This is a genomic window from Yeosuana aromativorans, assembly GCF_014646655.1.
GTDB classification, from domain to species: domain Bacteria; phylum Bacteroidota; class Bacteroidia; order Flavobacteriales; family Flavobacteriaceae; genus Yeosuana; species Yeosuana aromativorans.
In genome coordinates this window covers 250167-269203 of record NZ_BMNR01000003.1, presented here as the reverse complement: position 1 = coordinate 269203, position 19037 = coordinate 250167, and the positions used below count along the sequence as shown (strand labels likewise).

Sequence of the window (19037 nt, the reverse complement as noted above, 5' to 3'; positions counted from 1 at the left end):
AAGCTATTTTGAAAGAATTGCTATTAATTTAAATGTTCAACAATGATATCTCATTGGAAATCAAGATATCGATATCTTCTGATGCCATAGAGATTTGATTCTCTGCCATGAGTTTTTTCATCACCTGATTGGTAATCAAATTGACATGGGAGTCATCTGAAGTTGTTTCAAAGCGAGTCTTCACTTTATTGTTAATGGTTATTTTAAGCTCTGCTAAAAGCGCTCTTAAAGGTGCTCCCTGTAGCCATTCAGCATACGATTCCAATTCCTCATTTAGTATGCTTGTAACGTCATCAATGGCAGCAAGTCTGTGTTCTTTGGTTTCTTCAAGTTCAACCGAAATGGAATCCAAATCATGAAAAATCACATTGGTTTTGGCGGCTAATGTTTTATCAATATTGCAAGGAACAGCTAAATCAATCAGCAGTGTTTTTTTAGATGTATGTTGTATTTCCTTGATTAAATTGGGGCAGTTGCTGGCAGCACTGATAATGACATCAAAATCATCAAAGTTGTTTGTAATTATCTGAGCCCAAGGATAGGTTTTACATTGATTGTTTTGAGCCAAAATAATGGCTTTTTCTTCACTTCGGTTACTGATATATATGTTGTTGAAATTGAATTTGGAATTGTACTTAAATAATTGCTTTACAATATCTCCAGCGCCCACAAACAATATTTTTTTTGATTTGACCGATTCTTTGTCAAACGATTGCCTGATGACTTTTAATGATTTGTAAGCGACGGATGTCGTGCCATCTCTAAAATCTGTTTCGTTGCTAATGCGTTTATGGGTTTTAAATACCGATTGCAATGCACGTTCCAATAAAGAGCCCTGCATTTGGTATTTCATTGAAAATTGGTGCGCTTTTTTTATCTGCGAAATAATTTCAGCATCTCCAAACACCAAGGATTCCAAGCCAGAAGCAACTTCCAACAAATGTTTTACGGTTTCAGTAGTGTTATCACTCAAAAGAAACAAAGCTTTCTCATCTGGTGTGTTTTCAGTTGATTGATAGTCAATCAAAAAATCGAGAATGGTGTTGGCAGAAGTCTTTGTCGATTCAAAATAGAGCTCGGTCCTGTTACAAGTAGCCAAAAGAAACCATCCTGAAATATCCAAAAACGTTTTGCTGATAAGCTGTGTGAGCCGTTCTTTTTCTTCTTCAGAAATATGATATTGTTCGCGTTGTATAGTTGATGCTGTTTTATGTGAAATACTTATAAAGCGCAGTGATTTTTCCATAAATAGTGTTGCTCTAAAATATTGAAAAGGTTACAATATTGGTTGATATTATAAATTCAAAGGTACGGACTGAACACAAGACAGATAATGACATTTATCATATTTTATAAGATAAGATGCAGAGTTGAGCCTAAAAAGTTATTTGCATTCTTATATAAAAAACAGATGGTGTTTTTGTTGAAAACAAATATTACAAAACATGACATTTGTCATAAAATATGTCTTTTAAATTTACTAGGTTTAAAATGATTAAAAGGGTAAATAATATTAAACTTCCTGATTTTTACCTGAAAAAATCAAGTTTCCTTCCATGATTTGCATATCATCTCGGCATGTTTTTTAATCATTGCTGGGTACCATAGGGGCGATTTTTCATATACAGATTGATATTTAACTATAGGTTAAAATTTTTGCTGCATGCCTAAAATTATTTTTAGATTATTACTCTCATTTATTGCTTTTGTTACGCTTTTTGTTCTAATAAGACAATTTGTGATACCGGATTCATTTGGCAAATATGGCCACTACAGAGCAAATTCAATTGATGATAATAAAGCAAGACCGCTTTTTTACAAAGGAGAAAAGAAATGCATAGAATGTCATCAAGATATTTATGATTTGCAGTCTGCCGATGTCCATTCAGAGATAAGTTGTGAAACATGCCATCCGCCAATAATCAATGCAACGTCAGATTGTAAATTAAACATTCCTGAGCTTAAGGGAACTATAGAATTTTGTGCACAATGCCATACCAAAAATGCAGCAAGAGAGGCCATTGGCTTTCCCAATATTGATATTGAAGAACACAAAGGAAACAAAAACTGTATAGAATGCCATAATCCACATGCACCATGGGAACTAACAGAATAAATAAGGATAGGAGGAAATTTTTCCAAACATCAGCCGCTTTAATTGGAGGAACTCTTGCGTTTTCTATTATAAAACCTCTTGAGTTGTTGGCGCAGTCAAAAAATGAAGTGGCAAAGGATGAAAAAACCGAACAACCATTATGGGGAATGGGCGTTGATATAGAAAAATGTATTGGCTGCGGAAAATGTGTTGAAGCTTGTAAGCTAGAGAATAACGTTCCCAGAGAACCTTTTTATTTTAGAACCTGGATTGAGCAATATACAGTTAAAAAAGATGGTGATGTTAAGATAGAATCGCCAAATGGTGGCATAGGAGGATTAAAACAATCGGTTCCTGATGAGGATATTTTTAAATCGTTTATGGTACCTAAATTGTGTAACCATTGTACCGATGCGCCTTGTGTGCAAGCGTGCCCCGTTGGAGCCACCTACATTAGTCCAGATGGTGTTGTATTGGTTGATGAGACTTATTGCATTGGCTGTAGTTATTGTATTCAAGCCTGTCCTTATGGTGCTCGTTTTATGAACCCCGTGACCAAAGTGGCTGATAAATGCACGTTTTGTTACCACAGAATATCTAAGGGTCTTGAACCGGCATGTGTTGAGGTTTGTCCAACAGACGCGCGTATTTTTGGAAATTTAAGGGACAAAAAAAGCGATTTGGTAGCTTTTATGCAAAAGCATCCAACAGAGGTTTTAAAGCGCCACTTGAATACCAGTCCTAGAGTTTTTTATAACGGTTTAAGTTCAGAAGTAAGATAAAATTATGCAAGAACATTTTCAACATTTATACGAAGCCCTGTCCCAAGTAGATGGATATATCTATCCAAACGAAATAGACCTGCATTGGGGATTGATGATTGTGTTGTACCCTTATATCACTGGATTGGTGGCTGGAGCTTTTATACTGGCGTCCTTAGAACGCGTTTTTCATGTAAAAGTTTTAAAACCCACCTATGGATTAGCGTTATTGACAGCTTTAGCTTTTTTATTGGTGGCCACATTGCCTTTGGTAAGCCATTTACAGCATCCTTTTAGATCCTATGAAATATTTATGACCCCAAACTCCACATCTGCCATGGCCATTTTTGGATTTGTTTATCTATGGTATCTTATGGTGGTGCTATTATTGGAAATTTGGTTTGATTACAGACGGGATTTTGTTATTTGGTCAAAGAGCAGTAAAGGGTTTAAAAAGTTTTTTTATAAAATAATTACGCTTGGAATTAATGAAACGGATGAGAAATCTGCTAAGCTGGATGACAGATTGGGCTATTTTATTACCGTTATTGGTATTCCTTCAGCATTTCTACTTCATGGCTATGTTGGGTTTATTTTTGGCTCAATAAAAGCAAATCCATGGTGGTCAACCGTATTGATGCCCATTATATTTTTGTTTTCGGCCATGGTATCAGGAATAGCATTGGTCATGTTGGTTTACATGGTTGTAAGTTGGGTGCGACAAGTTAAAATAGACATGAAGTGTCTAGATACAATTGCCAAATATTTATTGGTTATATTAATAATTGATTTCACCTTGGAATCCTTGGATCAAATCCATCGTATTTATGAAGCCGAGGAATCTTTTGATATTATAAAAGTACTGGTAAGCGGCAAGTTAAACATCACCTTGTTTTTAATGCAAATAGGCATAGGAACCATTATTCCTTTATTGGTCTTAGGGCTTTTTCAGTTTTATAAACCGTCTGAAAAAATAAGAAAAATTATATATTTTATTATCGGTGCCTTTGTTTTAATAGGGATTTTCTTTATGCGTTGGAATGTGGTTATAGGAGGTCAATTATTCTCAAAAAGCTTAAGTGGATTTACATCATTTAATACCGTTTATTCTGGTATGGAGGGTTCTATTATGGGAGCCGTTTGGTTGATATTGCCACTTTTTATTTTAACCTTTTTATTGTGGTTAATGCCGCCTTGGAAAAAAGTTGAATTTCATAATTAACAAAAAAAGCCCGGACAAGATTGTCCGGGCTTTTTTTAAGTGATGGAGCAAGTAAAGGTTATTCTTTTAATGTTCTCATGTAGTTGACAATAAGCCAACGGTCTTCGTCTTGAGGTATTTTTTTGCTATACTCTGGCATATCGTCTCTTCCAAAAGTTGTTTTATAGTACAATTCCCCATCGGTTTGTTTTTGGAATTCTTCAGTTGAAAAATCGCCTAAGTCACCTTTTAAACCATCGGCTTTTGTGCCGTCGCCATAGCCTTGTTTACCGTGACAAGATTTGCAATGCTTGTCATATAAAGATTTACCAATAGACATATCAGCCTTTGGATCTGTCGGGTTTTTCATGGTTTTATATTTCGCCGGAACCACCCATTTATCCTGGTCAATTTTTGTAAAAGCTAAAAGCCCTAAACTTATAGCTCCAATAATCATTACTAGTTTTACTGTTTTCATTTTTAATTAATTTAACTGTTTATTTTTATTTTATTCGAGTTCTTTCCCCTCGTTTTTCATTTTTAATAGGTTTACAATGCTATAGGCGTAATTGGCCCAAACTCCAAGTAGGAGTATGGATAGTACAATATACATCCAGATAGGGGCTACCCTTGACCATAGTTTGTTGGATTCAACCTCTATTATTTTGTTTGTTCCCCAGTTGATGTTTTTTTTCTGAATGACATTTCCAAACTCATCACTGTCCACAATAGAAGCGATAACATCAATGTTGCCGTTTTTGTCACCAGAAATATTTTCAGGGAATTTGAATTGCAATTGACCATCCTCAACAGTACCTTTTTGTATGGGCAAGTTTTTTATAAATCCGCCAACGGTGAAACTGATTTCTGTGTCTTCTAAAGGAATTTTGGTGTTTAAGCTATCTAAGGTGTAAGCATTTAAAATAACGGTTTTTACACTGTCAATCTCCTTAAGGTTCAGTTCCAGAAAAACATCTTTAACAGCTAGTTCAGCTTCTTCACTATCCAAACCGTCAGTTCCGTCAAAAACAGCTTTAAGATTAATAAAACCATCGGCATCTGTTACATAGGCTTGATTGGCTGGTACAGTTAATTGTGCTGTACCTTCTTTATCGGTTTTAGTTGTTCCTAAAAGAATGTCCTCAGTTTCAGTAACATTATAGAAGTTGATATCAGCCTCATAAACAGGCACTCGGTCCTTTCGGTCTTTTTTATTTGTGGCAATAAAACTTGCTTCTAAAACACGTGAATTATCGGATTGTTTAACAGTAGTTAAACCAAATCGTACCCTATAGTTTTTTAAGTCGGTATCTTGAGCGTAAGCGCTTAAATTAAACAGGAAACCTATTACTAAGGGAAAGACTATATATTGAATGAATTTAGTTCTCATGTTTTTAATAATTATATGATTCATCTTGTTTTGAGTTTTGACCTCGTTCATGTTGAATAGTCTCAGATATGGAAATGATTGGCACCAATCTCATGATTAAAAGGAAAAACAAAATAAAGGCGGCTACCCCTGCAAAACTCAAAGCCCATTCTATCCAAGTGGCTGTGTAATGAAGATATTCTGGTCGTGTATCTTGAATGGGCACATAAGGTGTTTCTAACGTAGGAACTACTATTAAGTACCTGTTTAGCCATAATCCTAACACGGCTACTACCGCGGCAAAAGTTATAGACTTGATGGTTCTTATTTTTTTAATGGATAAAATAAATAACGGAACCAAAACACCAATATAGTTGGCTAAAATAAACTGCCAGAAATATCTACCAAATAGGGTGTTTAATAGGTTTATATCTGCTGGTTTATGGCTGAACCATTTTGCGAAATAGTCACTAAATGTAAAATAACCGAACAATAGGGATAGCACTAATAGCACGATACCTGCCATTACAAAATGAGACTGTACAATATATTTCTCTAGTTTAAAGTATTTCCTAATCAAAAACATGATTATGATTATCACACCTACTCCTGAGTAGAGTCCAGAGAAAATAAAATCTGGAGCAAAAATGGTACTGTTCCAACCAGGTTGTAGTGTTAAGCTAAAAATCCAAGCCAGTACAGTATAGGCCACAATGGCCATGGCTATAACCATTTTAGACATGATTCTGGTAATTTTATGGAGTCTTTGACGTTGTGAATCTGTGTCTCGATAATTAATGGCCAAGAATCTGTAAAGTTTTTTTCTCCAATTTGGGACCTTTAAATCAGGAGTATCTCTCAAAATGGCAAAATCAGGAACAAAGGTTAAAAACAGATATATAAAGCATCCCACAAGATCGGTGATAATAGCAATAATGTCCCAGGTTATTGGTGATTGGATTCTGGGGTACATAAACAAATAGTATAGCCTATCCAATCGTCCAATACACAATAAAATGAATATGGGCCCAACAATTATTGATAGAACCGTTATAATTTCAACAATTCTTGTCACAGAGCTTTTCCAAGGCGTATTAAAAAAATGCAGTATCCCAGAAATAAAAGCACCTGAGTAGCTTAAGCCTACAAAAAATATAAAATTGATGATGTATACGCCCCAAACCACATTGTCTCGCATACCTGTAATTTGATGGCCTTGTGTAAACTGTAAATAAAATGCATACAGCCCAATGGCAATAATGACCGATAACACCAGTATCCATAGTTTTAACATTGGATGAGGTTTTTCTATCATTGGCGAAAATTCAGTCACTAATTCTCTTTTTCTTTTATTTGTATTCATGATTAAGAATTGTTAAGATTAAATTTTGCCTTGTTTTTTTAACTCTTGTACATAAGGCACATCTTTGTAGCGATCGATGATGTCTTCATCAACATCAAATCCGCGTTCTAAAGGAAATTGCCTGTTTACCGGTGGTAAATAATAGACATTAGGTTTGGTTCCTAAATGCTCTAAATACCTATATCCGCCCCGATTGTTGATCAATTCAGAAAACCGAACGGTTTCCTCTCCGTTTGTCACAATATCCTCATTTTTGTCCCCAAAGTAGATAACACCCATAGGGCATGCTTGGGCACAATAAGGTAATTTTCCTTGCCTTAATAAATCTGGACAAAAATCACATTTCATAACGGTTCCTTCTGCGGCTGGCACTTGTGTCTCTGGTGAATAAGGAACATCTTTGTTTTCAAACTTGGCTTTAGGTTCCCAATTAAAAGTCCGTGCAGAATATGGACAACTGGTAATACAGAATTTACAGCCAATGCAGCGCTCATTGTCAATTAAAACAATACCATCATCGCGTTTAAAAGTAGCACCGGTTGGGCAAACTGTTACACAAGGAGGCTCTTCACAATGAAAACAAGGTTTTGGCATCCAATAAGGAGAGGTGTTTTGATTGTCTTGAATGAGCTTGATTTTCATGAACTCCTCATTGTAGTCCAATTGATGTCCCCGTTGGCAGCTTTCCACACATTTTCTGGCGTTTTTACATTTGGAGAGGTCAATGACCATAACAAATTTTCTGTCTGGAATTCCCTTTCTTGATTCGGCTGGCGTTACAAGGGCTTCTGGGTATTTATTGATATTGCTGGCATCAACTTCTACCATTTTGCCATCAGGTGTCAATAATCTTACTTTCTCACCAGATGTGTTTGTTGTTTCTTCGGAGGTTAGGTTTGATACCAATGATGTGCCTGCCAGGGCAGTTACACTGGACATTAGTCCCAGTTTTAGGAATTTACGTCTGTTTGTCCCTCCGTTTTCAGAGTTTTTATTATTCATAACATATGAAATCTAGATGTTTTAGTATGTTGGAAGGACAGAATAAAAATAGACAGATAGGCTAGGTTTTCCTATGACAAAAGTCATGTGTTTTCATAAAAAAATGAATGAAACAAAAAATAATATATATCATAAAACCAAAAAGGTTTTTATGTTTTGAGGATAATTTTTTGGCATAAAAAAAGCCGAACAAAATATGCTCGGCTTTTAAAAAATATAGTGTGTAATACTATTCTTTTAAGGTTCTAATGTAATTTACAATTAACCAACGGTCTTCATCATCTGGAACTTTTTTTGCAAATTCTGGCATATCGTTTCTGCCAAATGTTGTTTTGTAGAATAATTCGCCATCTGTTTGTTTTTGGAATTCTTCAGTAGAAAAATCTCCAAGATCTCCTTTCATTTCAGCTGCTTTTGGGCCATCTCCATAACCTTCTTTACCGTGGCAAGATTTACAGTGCTTGTCAAATAATGACTTACCAATAGCTGCATCTTGTTTAGCAGGAACGGGGTTTTTCATGTTTACATATTTAGCAGGCACAACCCATTTGTCTTGCATGATAGTTGTGAAAGAGAAGAATATAAAAGAAAATATTCCTACGATTGTAAAAATTTTAATTGTTTTCATTTTTAAGGTTTTTTAATTTGACTAAATTTATTATTAAATATATTATTATTCCCCAGATTCCTAAAATTAATAAATTGGGAAATATTAACAGGAATAATGGCGTTTTACTTCTTGGAGACCACATGGTTCTTTCATCAAAAGTTGATTCATCAACTACAGGAACTCCAATAGGTGCATGAACAAGCGCTTTTACGGTTCCATAATCATCACTATCTTTAAGAACGACTTCAAATGTTAAATTTCCATCAACACCTGGATAATCCTCTTTTATAGGTACAATAATAGTGCCAGTTTCGTCGGTTGTATTAAATTCAGGACCAACTCTTAAGGGTCTGAACAAACGCTGTAGCTGCACTTTTAAATAAGCATCACTAATTACGCTATCTTTTGAAGTATCCTTTAGTGTGGCTGTTATATAATTAATGCTATCTTTTGTGGTTAATTTGGCTTCAATAGAAGCATCTTTAAAGCTGAGGCTTTTTGATGCTTTTGAGAACGAATCATTTCCATCAAAGGTAATTTCCACATTATAAACATTGGTTGAATCGGGCTTTAAGACACTTAAACTTTTCAATACAAACTTGCTTTCGCCTTTCATATTGGTTTTGGTTTTACCCAATTCTATTTCTTCGTCATCAACAATATTATAAACTGTTAAGTCTATATTGGAGACATTGATAAACTGATTATCTACTTTTGCGGTAGCGGTTATGTTAAAATAAACCTCTGCGTTCATTACTTTAACATATTCAGCTTTTAATCTAACCTTGTCTTTTTTTGCTTTTTGGGCAAAACTGCAAGTGCTTACAAAAACACTCAATACAGCAAGGAAAAACGTATGTGCTACAAATTTACTTTTCATGATTTGGTGTTTTTATTTGATTCTAAAGCTTCTTGTTCGTCGGCTGTTCTTTGAATAGGGACAACTGGCACATATCTGACCAATAGTGTAATGATTAATAGACACATAGCCAACGTTGCAAACGTAATGAGCCATTCATGCACACTTGGAAAGTAATGGTGCCATGATTCTGGCACACCTTGAATTGGTAAAAAGGGGTGCAATAATGTTGGTGTTACAATAAGATAACGCTTCCACCAGGAACCTACTACCACTAATAAACCAATTAGGAACATAGGAAGTGGTTTTCTGCCTTTTTTAAAGAACAAAGCAATTATAGGAATTATTAAACCACCAACGATAACAAACCAAAATAAAGGGGCATATTCACCAGATACCAAAAGGTTCATGTGAGTGACCTCTTCTTTTTTGGATGTAAACTCTGGTATTAAATATTCATTGATATTAAAGTATAGGTAAAGTAAGCAGGCTAATGCTAAAAACTTACCCAGTTTATCAAAATGAAAATCAGTAATATATTCTTCTAAATGGTACGCCCTTCTTATAACATAAACTACGGCTACCAAAGCGCCAATTCCGGCAACGGCTGCTCCAGAAATAAAGTAAGCTCCCATATTGGTGCTATCCCAACCAACCCTAAACAGGGTAGAGAACAACCAGGCATCAACGGTTTGTAACATAAAACCGGCAGGAATAATTAAAATGGAAATTATTTGAATGGAATTAAGGTGTATTCTTTTTTGAGCATCTGTACCTGAGTAGTTCATGGCTAATTTTCCATACCATTTGCTCAGCTTCGGCTTTGTGTTTTTAAAATATTTCTTGAGCAAAGCAAAGTCAGGCAATAACGGATAGAGCAGTAATAGTATGCTTATGGCCATAAACGTTGGAATAATGATTACATCCCAAATTATGGGCGATTGCATCCTTCCGTGAATAAACAAGTTCATCAAGCGGTCAGGCCGTCCCATATCAATCATAATGGTCAATCCAGCCATGATGATGGCAGCAACTGAAATAATTTCAGCAATTCGTACAATTGGTGTTCTCCAAGTGTTTTTTGTAAGCCTTAAAACAGCGACGGTAACCGTACTAACAAAACTGGTGGCCACAAAAAATACAAAGTTTGATATGTAAACACCCCATAGCGCATAGTCACTCATATTGGTCACTACTTGACCTTTTATGATTTGATCAATATAGGCAATCAGTCCAGCAATGATAATTACTACTAAAGAGATGGTCCAAATAACACCTGTTTTGCCAAATTTTCTCGGTGCTAAATCGTTTAGTAATTTGTCGTAATTCTTCATGATTCTTCAGTGTTTTCTACAGACTTATATTCTGTAAAGTTATCTAAGCCCTCTTTGAAATCGACCAATCTGTTAACAGGCGGTAAGTAGTATACACTAGGTTTTGTACCAAGACCTTCCATAAGTCTGTAACCGTCTTTATCTCTTAACAATTTGCTTAAACGAAGTGTTTCGTCTCCATTGGTAACGGTGTCTTCATATTTGTCCCCAAAATAAAATACACCATTTGGACAAGCCGTTACACAGTGTGGAAGTTCTCCATTGTCTATGGCATGTGGACAAAAATCGCATTTATCAACTGTGCCTTTTAAACTGGGCACACCATCAAATTCTGGTGAAGGATGGCATTCGCCTTCCATTTTCAGTTCTTTTTTAATCTGATCTTGTTCTTGTTTGGGTTCGCTCCAATTGAATACACGGGTAGAATATGGGCAAGCCGCCATACAAAAACGACAGCCGATACAACGTTCATTGTCAATTAAGACCAATCCGTCTCTACGTTTAAATGTGGCGTCAACAGGGCAAACGGTTACGCAGGCCGGATGGTCACAATGCATGCAGGTAGTTGGCATCCAGTAAGGAGCCGTATCTTCGTCTTCTTGCATTTTATAGACCTTAAGCCAAGCATGGTCTCCGGTTATGTAGTGGTGCTTATTACAAGCACTTTGACATTTTAAAGCGTTTTTGCATTTTGCCAAATCAATAACCATAACAAATTTTCTGTTGGGCATTCCCTCCCTAACATTGTATTTTTTGTCTTGGTCATCGCAATGAACCACTTCAACAACTTCAGATGAATCTACCTGAACTAATGTGCCGTCAGTGGTCATTAATTCAACAAACTCTCCAGAACTGTTGTTTGATTTTGCGTTTAGTTTGGAAATTTCTGAGATGGCTGCACCGCCAATAGCGGTCGCTAACCCCAATTTTAATCCTTTATCAAGAAATTTACGTCTTGAATTGTTATTGTTTTCTTCCATATTTATTGTTGGTTAATAAGGATTACTATTTTTTATTGAGCCATTGAAGTAATGATGAATTTGATAGGTTTTTCTTAACTACTTTTGACTTTTTTAATGTACTCACTTTCACTTTAACAGCTGTTCCGTCAGGTTTCAATAGTGTTTGATACTCGTCTTCTTCAGCAGTTGAAGTTTCAACAATATTTGTTTTTCCAAAACCTAGGAAGGGAATAAGAAATCCACTTCCTAGTAATGGTAGCATACCGCGTCGCGATATTTTATAATCTTTTCCAGATGGTTGGTCTTTCATGATGTTTGTTATTTATTAGAAATTATATCGTCTAGTTATGTTAAATCCAATTAAAGCACCGTGATTACTAAAGAAGTCGTTGGTGTTTCTCATATAGTTTTGTTGTTGCACAATACCATTATAATTAGTCAAGAAAAGTTGGAATACGTGTGCAGAGGTTGAAAATTCAACGCCAAAGCTAAGTCCTGGATTATTGTAACTGTCTTCATCAAAGCTAGTTATCGGTTGACTGTAATCAACTATGATGGATGTTTGTGGGCTTATTTTATAACGTCCTCCAAAAGCAATTGAAAAGCGATCATTTACATATCCGTAGTCTACAGTATTATAGTGTGATAAACTTGGTGCTATTTGAAACGAAAAATTTGGAGTGAATCGTCTTGCAATAATTAATTGGTGAAAATAAGAATATCGGTCTTGTCTGGTTAAAAACACACCGTCATTGGCATCTCCAGAGCGGCCATCGATGGCAACATTACCATAATAAGTAAGACTTAATGGTATGCGACCAGAACGGGTTTGTTGTAAAATGCCAGCTTTCAAACTAAAATCACTGGTTATATTACTTTTTGTAATACCATAACCAACGGTTACCCAATCTAAGATGGCGTAAGAAAAACCAATTCTGATGTTTGAAGAACCATAAATCCCTAACAATGTATTTTGATAGTCCATTGGCCCAAACCGGTGCTGCATCATCACTTCTAATGTGTTTTTATTAAAAAGCACGTTGGTTTGATTGTCAACTAGAGTTGAGCTTTCAAAAGCTGGACGTTCTGGTTTATCTACAACTTTTTCCTGTACTTCTTCTTGCGAAAAAGTAAACAAGGGCAAAATCAAGAATGTAAACAGTAATATTTTATAATTTTTCATTTGTAACGTCTTTAAATTAGTTGTTTTCAGCACCGTCTTCTATCCACTTTTTTATCAATGCCAATGATTCGGCATCAACATTTCTGTGCCCTTTATCCGCCAATTGTATGTACAATCTGCTTCCTGTTGCGTTTCCTGCAGAAACATAAGCAGGAACCAAGGAACTGTATTCATTGCCTGCTGTTAAATTAGGACTTTGTCCTGAAGGCTTATGGCATTGCGCACAGTTGTATGTTGCAAATATGGGTGTGATATCACTGGCAAATGAAATAGTTTGGTCTGGTGGAATTACTACTTCAACAGCTTGAGGGAATTCATCATAATAACATGAGAAAGACAACAAACTCAAACTGCTCACTAGAACTATTTTTAATAGTTTTTTCATTTCATTTCATTTTAATTTTGAACTTAAAAATCTCAAAAAAGAAATTTTTGTTAGCTATTGCTATGTAATAAAAAAATAGGATTGATAACAGCTCAGGGTTTTAAGTCCCTGAGCTGTTAATATATCTTAATTAGTTATTTTGTAAAGCATTTATTGAGTTTGTTGCTAAATCTTTAGCATACTCAGGATTGTGGATACCATTACTTCTATCTTCCATCAATAAGATGTAGTTAAAAGCAGCTTGTGATACTTTTACAGGATAGGTTCCTGTTTGTAAATTACCATTGGCATCAAAAATGTATTTAGTGCCTGTAGAGTCTAATCCTTTAGTTTGTAATTCAACCAATAAAGTAGCTCTTAGCGCATCCAATCCTTCAACACCTTCTGGTTCTGTATCATGACATGACAAGCAAGCATTAGCTGTTGGATTCCAAGTATGTCCACCATTATCAGCGGCAGTTGGTTCTCCCATATGGCAAGATACGCAAGAAGCACCTTTAGCATGACCAGCATCACCTACAGCAGGCATGGCACCTGGTAAAATAGCGCCACCTAAACCGTACAAGAAAGTACCTTGTGGTCCGTGGTGAGGGCCCCAGTGTGTACTGGTAACTTTGTAGTTTCCGAATGCGTTAGGTGTAGGCGCAGGAGTTCTAGGTTGGTGACAATTGATACAGGTATTGCTATAACCCATTGGGTCACTATCGTTATTAACGTCAATACTAGTGTCTGGATCAATAATTAATGCAACAGGAGCTAATGTTCTTAAGGCATAATCATTGCCATCATTGTCAAAATCAAATGATCTGTGTACATCGTGACAACCGGTACAGGTAATTGGGTTTGATACCGCATATCCATTTGGGTTTGCAGATTGGTTTCCATTGGCATCTACATAAAGTCCAGATTGGAAATCTATAAAACCTTGATTGTTGTGGCATTGTGCACAACTAGCGCTTGTTCCTCTGGCCCAAGAACCATCAAGTCCATTCCCATCAGGACCGTAATGATTTGAAAGCACATAAGCTGCATAAATAGGGTCTCTGTGCTCATTGGAGTGGCATGAGATACAAACAGCACCAGCGCCGTCCACACCGTTTACACCATCAACACCGTCAACACCGTCTGCTCCAGCAGGCCCTACAATTGGGGTATACTCACTGGTACATTGGAAAAACATAAAACTTGTTGCAACCACAACTAAGTTTATTAATAGTTTGAAATTTTTCATAATAACTGTATTTGATATAACTTATTTAAAATCTTGGTGTAAAATTATGTAACATGTGTTACTCAAAATATGATTTTTGTCATGTAACTCAATATTTTATGATAATTATAAAATCAATTTGAGACTAACTTTTCTTGTTTATAACTACTTATAATTTATCGTTTTAAAACAAAGAATAATTCTTAATTTTAACGTTCTTATTTCTTTTGAAAAACAGAACATGTACTTAATATTTGATACCGAAACTACGGGTTTGCCCAAACGATGGGATGCCCCTATTACAGATACTGATAATTGGCCACGATGCATACAAATAGCATGGCAATTACATGATGCTATGGGAAATTGTGTTGACCATCAAGACTATCTCGTACAACCTGACGGTTTTAATATTCCTTATGATGCTGAAAAAGTACATGGTATTTCAACCGAATTGGCCCAAGAACAAGGTGTCCCTTTGGCTGAGGTCTTAAATAAATTCAATGAGGCATTGAGCAAAGCCAAGTTTGTGGTAGGACAAAATGTTAAGTTTGACCTTAATATCATGGGTGCCGAATTTGTTCGGGAAGACATAGCCAACCCTTTGCAGGAGTTGCCGGTTTTGGATACGTGTACTGAGCAAACAGCAGAATTGTGTCAAATTCCCGGTGGTCGTTACGGAAAATATAAATTGCCCACGCTTACCGAGCTGCACGAATTTTTGTTTAAAGAACCATTTGATGAAGCGCATAATGCCACGGCAGACGTGGAGGCCACCACCCGTTGCTTTTTTGAGTTGGTTCGTTTGGGAGAGTTCACTAAAGAGCAATTGGATGTTCAGCCAGATTACTTTCAGGAATTTAACAAATCCAACCCAAATGAAGTTCAGCTTATTGGTTTAAAGCATATCAACCTTAAACAGGAAAGTGCTAAAATAAGGGAACGAATTAAGAAAACTGAAGGCAGCCAGATTTCTTCCGAAGAAATAAAGCAAAACATCTCAGAATTAGCGGATGTTGATTTTGTGCACCTTCATAACCACTCTCAATTTTCGGTGTTGCAATCTACCATAAGCGTGGCCGATTTGGTGACTGCTGCAGCCGAACAAGGCATGCCGGCTGTGGCCTTAACAGACCATGCCAATATGATGGGGGCATTTCATTTTGTCAAAGCTGTTAGCAATCATAATAAGTCGGTTAAAGCCAAAAATGATGCGGCCATTGAAAAAGGGGAGAAGCCTACAGCTAAAGAAATTAAACCCATTTTAGGCTGTGAGTTTTTTGTTTGTGAAAATCATCTTGATAAATCCAGAAAAGATAATGGCTACCAAATAGTCTTGTTGGCCAAGAACAAAAAAGGCTACCATAATCTAGCCAAACTATCATCACATGCATTTGTTGACGGATTTTATTATTTGCCAAGGATTGATAAAGAGCTGATTCAACAATATAAGGAAGACCTTATTGTTCTTACAGGTAACCTATATGGTGAAGTGCCAAGCAAAGTCTTAAACGTAGGGGAGAGCCAAGCCGAGGAAGCCTTGCTTTGGTGGAAAGAGCAGTTTGGTGACGATTTGTATATTGAATTGATGCGTCATAAACAAGAAGACGAAAACCGCGTCAATACAGTATTGGTAGAATTGTCCAAAAAGCACAATGTAAAACTGGTAGCTACCAACAATACCTATTATTGCAAAAAAGAAGATGCTAACGCCCATGATATTTTGCTGTGTGTAAAAGATGGAGAAAAGCAGGCAACACCAATAGGTCGTGGTCGGGGTTATCGATATGGCTTGCCTAACCAAGAGTATTATTTTAAGTCGTCTGATGAGATGAAGGCCTTGTTTAAGGATATTCCAGAAGCCATCAGTAATATCCAAGAGGTTGTGGATAAAGTTGAGGCTTACGATTTAGCTCGTGATGTGTTATTGCCAGCGTTTAACATTCCTGAGGAATTTAAAAATGAAGACGATTTAATAGATGGCGGTAAACGTGGCGAAAATGCCTATTTAAAACATTTAACCTATCAAGGTGCTAAAAAGCGTTATGGAGATGAGCTTGCTGAGGACATCAAAGAGCGTATTGATTTTGAGCTGAGTGTTATTGAAAACACGGGTTATCCGGGTTATTTTTTAATTGTTGAGGATTTTATTCGCGAAGCTAGAAAAATGGATGTCTCTGTCGGTCCCGGCCGGGGATCTGCAGCGGGTTCGGTAGTGGCATATTGCCTTTGGATTACCAATATTGACCCACTTAAGTACGACTTGCTTTTTGAGCGTTTCCTCAATCCAGACCGTATAAGTATGCCCGATATTGATATTGATTTTGATGACGAAGGCCGAAGCAAGGTTATGGATTACGTTATCAAAAAATATGGTAGCAACCAAGTGGCACAAATTATCACGTATGGAACCATGGCAGCAAAATCGTCTATTCGCGATACGGCCCGCGTATTGGATTTGCCTTTGTTTGATGCCGACAGGATTGCAAAACTGATTCCAACCATGTCTAAGCTAAATAAGATTTTTGGTTTAAATGAAAAGGAATTGGCGAGTAAATTTCGAGCTGAGGATTTAGAAAAAGTCAATCAACTACTTAATATTTCAGAAGGCGAAGACCTAGAGGCTGAAACCGTCAATCTTGCACGTACGCTAGAAGGTTCGGTTCGTAATACGGGCATTCATGCCTGTGGCGTGATTATAACACCAGATGATATCACCAAGTTTGTGCCCGTAGCCACCGCAAAGGATTCCGATTTATATGTCACACAGTTTGATAACTCGGTTGTTGAAGAAGCTGGCCTACTAAAAATGGACTTCTTGGGCTTAAAAACCCTAACCTTAATTAAGGATACCGTTAAAATTGTAAAGGCCAAGCATGGTATTACATTAGATCCTGATAATTTTCCTTTGGATGACGAAAAAACTTATGAGTTATTTCAAAAAGGCGAAACGGTTGGTGTGTTCCAGTACGAGTCACCAGGTATGCAAAAACACCTTAAAGACTTAAAACCAACCGTGTTTGAAGACTTAATTGCCATGAACGCGTTGTATCGTCCGGGGCCTATGGAATACATTCCTAGTTTTGTTAGAAGAAAACACGGCGATGAAAGCATTGAGTACGACTTGCCAGCCATGGAAGAATATCTCAAGGAAACCTATGGTATTACGGTTTATCAAGAGCAGGTGATGTTGCTGTCCCAAAAACTAGCTGGCTTTACCAAAGGTGAGGCCGATGTGTTGCGTAAGGCCATGGGGAAAAAGCAAATTGCTGTACTTGACAAAATGAAACCCAAATTCATTGAACAAGCGAGCGCCAATGGCCATGATGCCAAAATTTTAGAAAAAGTTTGGAAAGATTGGGAAGCGTTTGCAAGTTACGCGTTCAACAAATCGCATTCTACCTGTTATGCTTGGATAGCGTATCAAACGGCTTACTTAAAAGCTCACTATCCAGCAGAATATATGGCGGCCGTTTTGTCGAATAATATGAATGACATTAAGCAAGTCACGTTCTTTATGGAAGAATGTAAGCGCATGAAGTTAAATGTGCTTGGACCTGACGTCAACGAATCATACTATAAGTTTTCGGTAAATAAAGACAATGCCGTTCGGTTTGGAATGGGAGCCATAAAAGGTGTCGGTCACGGAGCTGTGAAGACTATTGTGGAAAGCAGAAAAAAAGATGGTCACTACAAATCGATTTTTGATTTGGCCAAGCGAATAGACTTGCGGGCGGCCAATAAAAAAGCTTTTGAAAATTTAGCTTTGGCTGGCGGATTTGATTGTTTTAAGGAAACCCACAGAGCGCAATATTTTCACGATGATGGTGACGGCATTACGTTTTTGGAAAAAGCGATTAAGTATGGTGCAAAGCACCAAGAAAATGAAAACTCGGCACAGGTAAGTTTATTTGGTGATGCCAGTGATGTACAGATTGCAGAACCGCAGGTGCCACCTTGTGAAGAGTGGGGAACCATGGAAAAGTTAGCCCGCGAAAAAGAAGTGGTGGGGATTTATATTTCGGGGCATCCTTTGGATGATTTTAAAACCGAAATGAACACCTTTTGTAATGCCAGTCTGGCATTTTTTAAAGATTTAAATCCATTTGTTAACAAGGAACTTGCATTTGGTGGCGTGGTGACTGATGTTCAGCATCGTGTAAGCAAACAGGGAAAAGGATGGGCCCTGTTTACTGTTGAAGATTATACAGATAGTTTTGAGTTCAGGATTTTTGGCGAAGAATATCTTAAGTTCAGGCATTTTTTACTAAAAAACAGCTTTGTATTTGTCAAGGTGTTGATTCGTGAAGGTTGGATGCAAAAAGATACAGGCAAAAAGAGTGAGCCCCGTTTGCAGTTCAATAGTTTTCAACTGCTGCATGATGTCATGGATGCTTATGCCAAAAAACTGTCTATTCAGCTCAATATTCAAGATATAAAAACCGAGAGGATTTCAGCTTTAAAAGACCTTATTCATATGCATCCTGGAAGTCAATCGCTCAATTTTGTCATTTATGACCATGATGAGAGCATCAAACTCAATATGCCGAGTAGAAAACAAAAAGTAAAAATTTCCCAAGAATTACTTAGCGAATTGGAAAATCAAGACGTTTTTTACAAATTGAACTAATTTTCAGTCTTTTTGGGGTAGGAATTTTTATCATTTGACTGTTGTATAATATATAGCTACTTGTTTAGTTATA

General features: G+C 36.7%; 17 protein-coding genes. 4 read left to right on the top strand and 13 right to left on the bottom strand.

What is annotated here, in order from left to right; genetic code table 11:
- Positions 1 to 28: 28 nt before the first annotated feature.
- On the bottom strand, positions 29 to 1246 hold the full coding sequence (gene hemA, locus IEW94_RS08085; RefSeq protein WP_188651809.1) for a glutamyl-tRNA reductase: 1218 nt from the start codon (positions 1244 to 1246) through the stop codon (positions 29 to 31).
- Positions 1247 to 1663: 417 nt separating this feature from the next.
- On the opposite strand from hemA, the gene IEW94_RS08080 reads away from it, so the two are divergent.
- From IEW94_RS08080 to nrfD (IEW94_RS08070), 3 genes are read left to right on the top strand one after another with little or no spacing between them, the layout of a single operon-like run.
- The gene (locus IEW94_RS08080) at positions 1664 to 2116 is read left to right on the top strand and encodes a hypothetical protein (RefSeq protein WP_188651807.1); all 453 of its coding nucleotides are present in this window, start codon (positions 1664 to 1666) and stop codon (positions 2114 to 2116) included.
- Positions 2098 to 2877 carry a 4Fe-4S dicluster domain-containing protein gene (locus IEW94_RS08075; RefSeq protein WP_188651805.1) on the top strand — a complete coding sequence of 260 codons (780 nt, stop codon included), beginning with the start codon at positions 2098 to 2100 and terminating at the stop codon, positions 2875 to 2877. The genes IEW94_RS08080 and IEW94_RS08075 overlap by 19 nt, the downstream gene beginning before the upstream one ends.
- Positions 2878 to 2881: 4 nt before the next feature.
- A complete protein-coding gene (nrfD, locus tag IEW94_RS08070; protein WP_188651804.1) occupies positions 2882 to 4078 on the top strand; it encodes an NrfD/PsrC family molybdoenzyme membrane anchor subunit in 1197 nt (398 codons plus the stop codon).
- A 58-nt stretch (positions 4079 to 4136) separates the two neighbouring features.
- Here nrfD (IEW94_RS08070) and IEW94_RS08065 read toward each other — a convergent pair whose 3' ends face one another.
- The 12 genes from IEW94_RS08065 to IEW94_RS08010 form a co-directional block, all read right to left on the bottom strand.
- Positions 4137 to 4535 carry a c-type cytochrome gene (locus IEW94_RS08065; protein WP_229669487.1) on the bottom strand — a complete coding sequence of 133 codons (399 nt, stop codon included), beginning with the start codon at positions 4533 to 4535 and terminating at the stop codon, positions 4137 to 4139.
- A 30-nt stretch (positions 4536 to 4565) separates the two neighbouring features.
- The gene (locus tag IEW94_RS08060; protein WP_188651802.1) at positions 4566 to 5447 is read right to left on the bottom strand and encodes a hypothetical protein; all 882 of its coding nucleotides are present in this window, start codon (positions 5445 to 5447) and stop codon (positions 4566 to 4568) included.
- A 4-nt stretch (positions 5448 to 5451) separates the two neighbouring features.
- Entirely contained in the window at positions 5452 to 6789 is a 1338-nt protein-coding gene (gene nrfD, locus IEW94_RS08055) for an NrfD/PsrC family molybdoenzyme membrane anchor subunit (protein WP_188651800.1), read from the bottom strand.
- Positions 6790 to 6807: 18 nt separating this feature from the next.
- The gene (locus tag IEW94_RS08050) at positions 6808 to 7791 is read right to left on the bottom strand and encodes a 4Fe-4S dicluster domain-containing protein (RefSeq protein ID WP_188651798.1); all 984 of its coding nucleotides are present in this window, start codon (positions 7789 to 7791) and stop codon (positions 6808 to 6810) included.
- Between the two features lie 229 nt (positions 7792 to 8020).
- On the bottom strand, positions 8021 to 8419 hold the full coding sequence (locus IEW94_RS08045) for a c-type cytochrome (RefSeq protein WP_229669486.1): 399 nt from the start codon (positions 8417 to 8419) through the stop codon (positions 8021 to 8023).
- On the bottom strand, positions 8406 to 9281 hold the full coding sequence (locus IEW94_RS08040) for a hypothetical protein (protein WP_188651796.1): 876 nt from the start codon (positions 9279 to 9281) through the stop codon (positions 8406 to 8408). Before IEW94_RS08040 ends, IEW94_RS08045 begins: the two co-directional genes overlap by 14 nt.
- Positions 9278 to 10594, bottom strand: a complete 1317-nt coding sequence (gene nrfD, locus IEW94_RS08035) for an NrfD/PsrC family molybdoenzyme membrane anchor subunit (RefSeq protein WP_188651794.1) — start codon at positions 10592 to 10594, stop codon at positions 9278 to 9280. The genes IEW94_RS08040 and nrfD (IEW94_RS08035) overlap by 4 nt, the downstream gene beginning before the upstream one ends.
- The gene (locus tag IEW94_RS08030; protein WP_188651792.1) at positions 10591 to 11574 is read right to left on the bottom strand and encodes a 4Fe-4S dicluster domain-containing protein; all 984 of its coding nucleotides are present in this window, start codon (positions 11572 to 11574) and stop codon (positions 10591 to 10593) included. The genes nrfD (IEW94_RS08035) and IEW94_RS08030 overlap by 4 nt, the downstream gene beginning before the upstream one ends.
- Positions 11575 to 11599: 25 nt before the next feature.
- On the bottom strand, positions 11600 to 11866 hold the full coding sequence (locus IEW94_RS08025; protein WP_188651790.1) for a hypothetical protein: 267 nt from the start codon (positions 11864 to 11866) through the stop codon (positions 11600 to 11602).
- Positions 11867 to 11881: 15 nt separating this feature from the next.
- Positions 11882 to 12739, bottom strand: coding sequence for a DUF5777 family beta-barrel protein (locus tag IEW94_RS08020; protein ID WP_188651788.1), 858 nt, complete (start codon positions 12737 to 12739; stop codon positions 11882 to 11884).
- Between the two features lie 16 nt (positions 12740 to 12755).
- Positions 12756 to 13124, bottom strand: a complete 369-nt coding sequence (locus IEW94_RS08015; protein WP_188651786.1) for a hypothetical protein — start codon at positions 13122 to 13124, stop codon at positions 12756 to 12758.
- 130 nt (positions 13125 to 13254) lie between these two features.
- Positions 13255 to 14355: a hypothetical protein gene (locus IEW94_RS08010; protein ID WP_188651784.1), complete on the bottom strand. Its 1101-nt coding sequence runs from the start codon at positions 14353 to 14355 to the stop codon at positions 13255 to 13257.
- A 220-nt stretch (positions 14356 to 14575) separates the two neighbouring features.
- Here IEW94_RS08010 and dnaE point away from each other — a divergent pair, with 220 nt between their 5' ends.
- Positions 14576 to 18964, top strand: a complete 4389-nt coding sequence (dnaE, locus tag IEW94_RS08005; RefSeq protein ID WP_188651782.1) for a DNA polymerase III subunit alpha — start codon at positions 14576 to 14578, stop codon at positions 18962 to 18964.
- Positions 18965 to 19037 lie beyond the last annotated feature (73 nt).

Bases quoted from the DNA above. Each gene is read 5' to 3' on its own strand.
- IEW94_RS08010 (WP_188651784.1), bottom strand. From the start codon at position 14,355: ATGAAAAATTTCAAACTATTAATAAACTTAGTTGTGGTTGCAACAAGT.
- IEW94_RS08060 (WP_188651802.1), bottom strand. From the start codon at position 5,447: ATGAGAACTAAATTCATTCAATATATAGTCTTTCCCTTAGTAATAGGT.
- IEW94_RS08050 (WP_188651798.1), bottom strand. From the start codon at position 7,791: ATGAATAATAAAAACTCTGAAAACGGAGGGACAAACAGACGTAAATTC.
- nrfD (WP_188651800.1), bottom strand. From the start codon at position 6,789: ATGAATACAAATAAAAGAAAAAGAGAATTAGTGACTGAATTTTCGCCA.
- IEW94_RS08015 (WP_188651786.1), bottom strand. From the start codon at position 13,124: ATGAAAAAACTATTAAAAATAGTTCTAGTGAGCAGTTTGAGTTTGTTG.
- IEW94_RS08025 (WP_188651790.1), bottom strand. From the start codon at position 11,866: ATGAAAGACCAACCATCTGGAAAAGATTATAAAATATCGCGACGCGGT.
- IEW94_RS08045 (WP_229669486.1), bottom strand. From the start codon at position 8,419: ATGAAAACAATTAAAATTTTTACAATCGTAGGAATATTTTCTTTTATA.
- nrfD (WP_188651794.1), bottom strand. From the start codon at position 10,594: ATGAAGAATTACGACAAATTACTAAACGATTTAGCACCGAGAAAATTT.
- IEW94_RS08030 (WP_188651792.1), bottom strand. From the start codon at position 11,574: ATGGAAGAAAACAATAACAATTCAAGACGTAAATTTCTTGATAAAGGA.
- IEW94_RS08080 (WP_188651807.1), top strand. From the start codon at position 1,664: ATGCCTAAAATTATTTTTAGATTATTACTCTCATTTATTGCTTTTGTT.
- IEW94_RS08075 (WP_188651805.1), top strand. From the start codon at position 2,098: ATGGGAACTAACAGAATAAATAAGGATAGGAGGAAATTTTTCCAAACA.
- IEW94_RS08065 (WP_229669487.1), bottom strand. From the start codon at position 4,535: ATGAAAACAGTAAAACTAGTAATGATTATTGGAGCTATAAGTTTAGGG.
- IEW94_RS08040 (WP_188651796.1), bottom strand. From the start codon at position 9,281: ATGAAAAGTAAATTTGTAGCACATACGTTTTTCCTTGCTGTATTGAGT.
- nrfD (WP_188651804.1), top strand. From the start codon at position 2,882: ATGCAAGAACATTTTCAACATTTATACGAAGCCCTGTCCCAAGTAGAT.
- dnaE (WP_188651782.1), top strand. From the start codon at position 14,576: ATGTACTTAATATTTGATACCGAAACTACGGGTTTGCCCAAACGATGG.
- IEW94_RS08020 (WP_188651788.1), bottom strand. From the start codon at position 12,739: ATGAAAAATTATAAAATATTACTGTTTACATTCTTGATTTTGCCCTTG.
- hemA (WP_188651809.1), bottom strand. From the start codon at position 1,246: ATGGAAAAATCACTGCGCTTTATAAGTATTTCACATAAAACAGCATCA.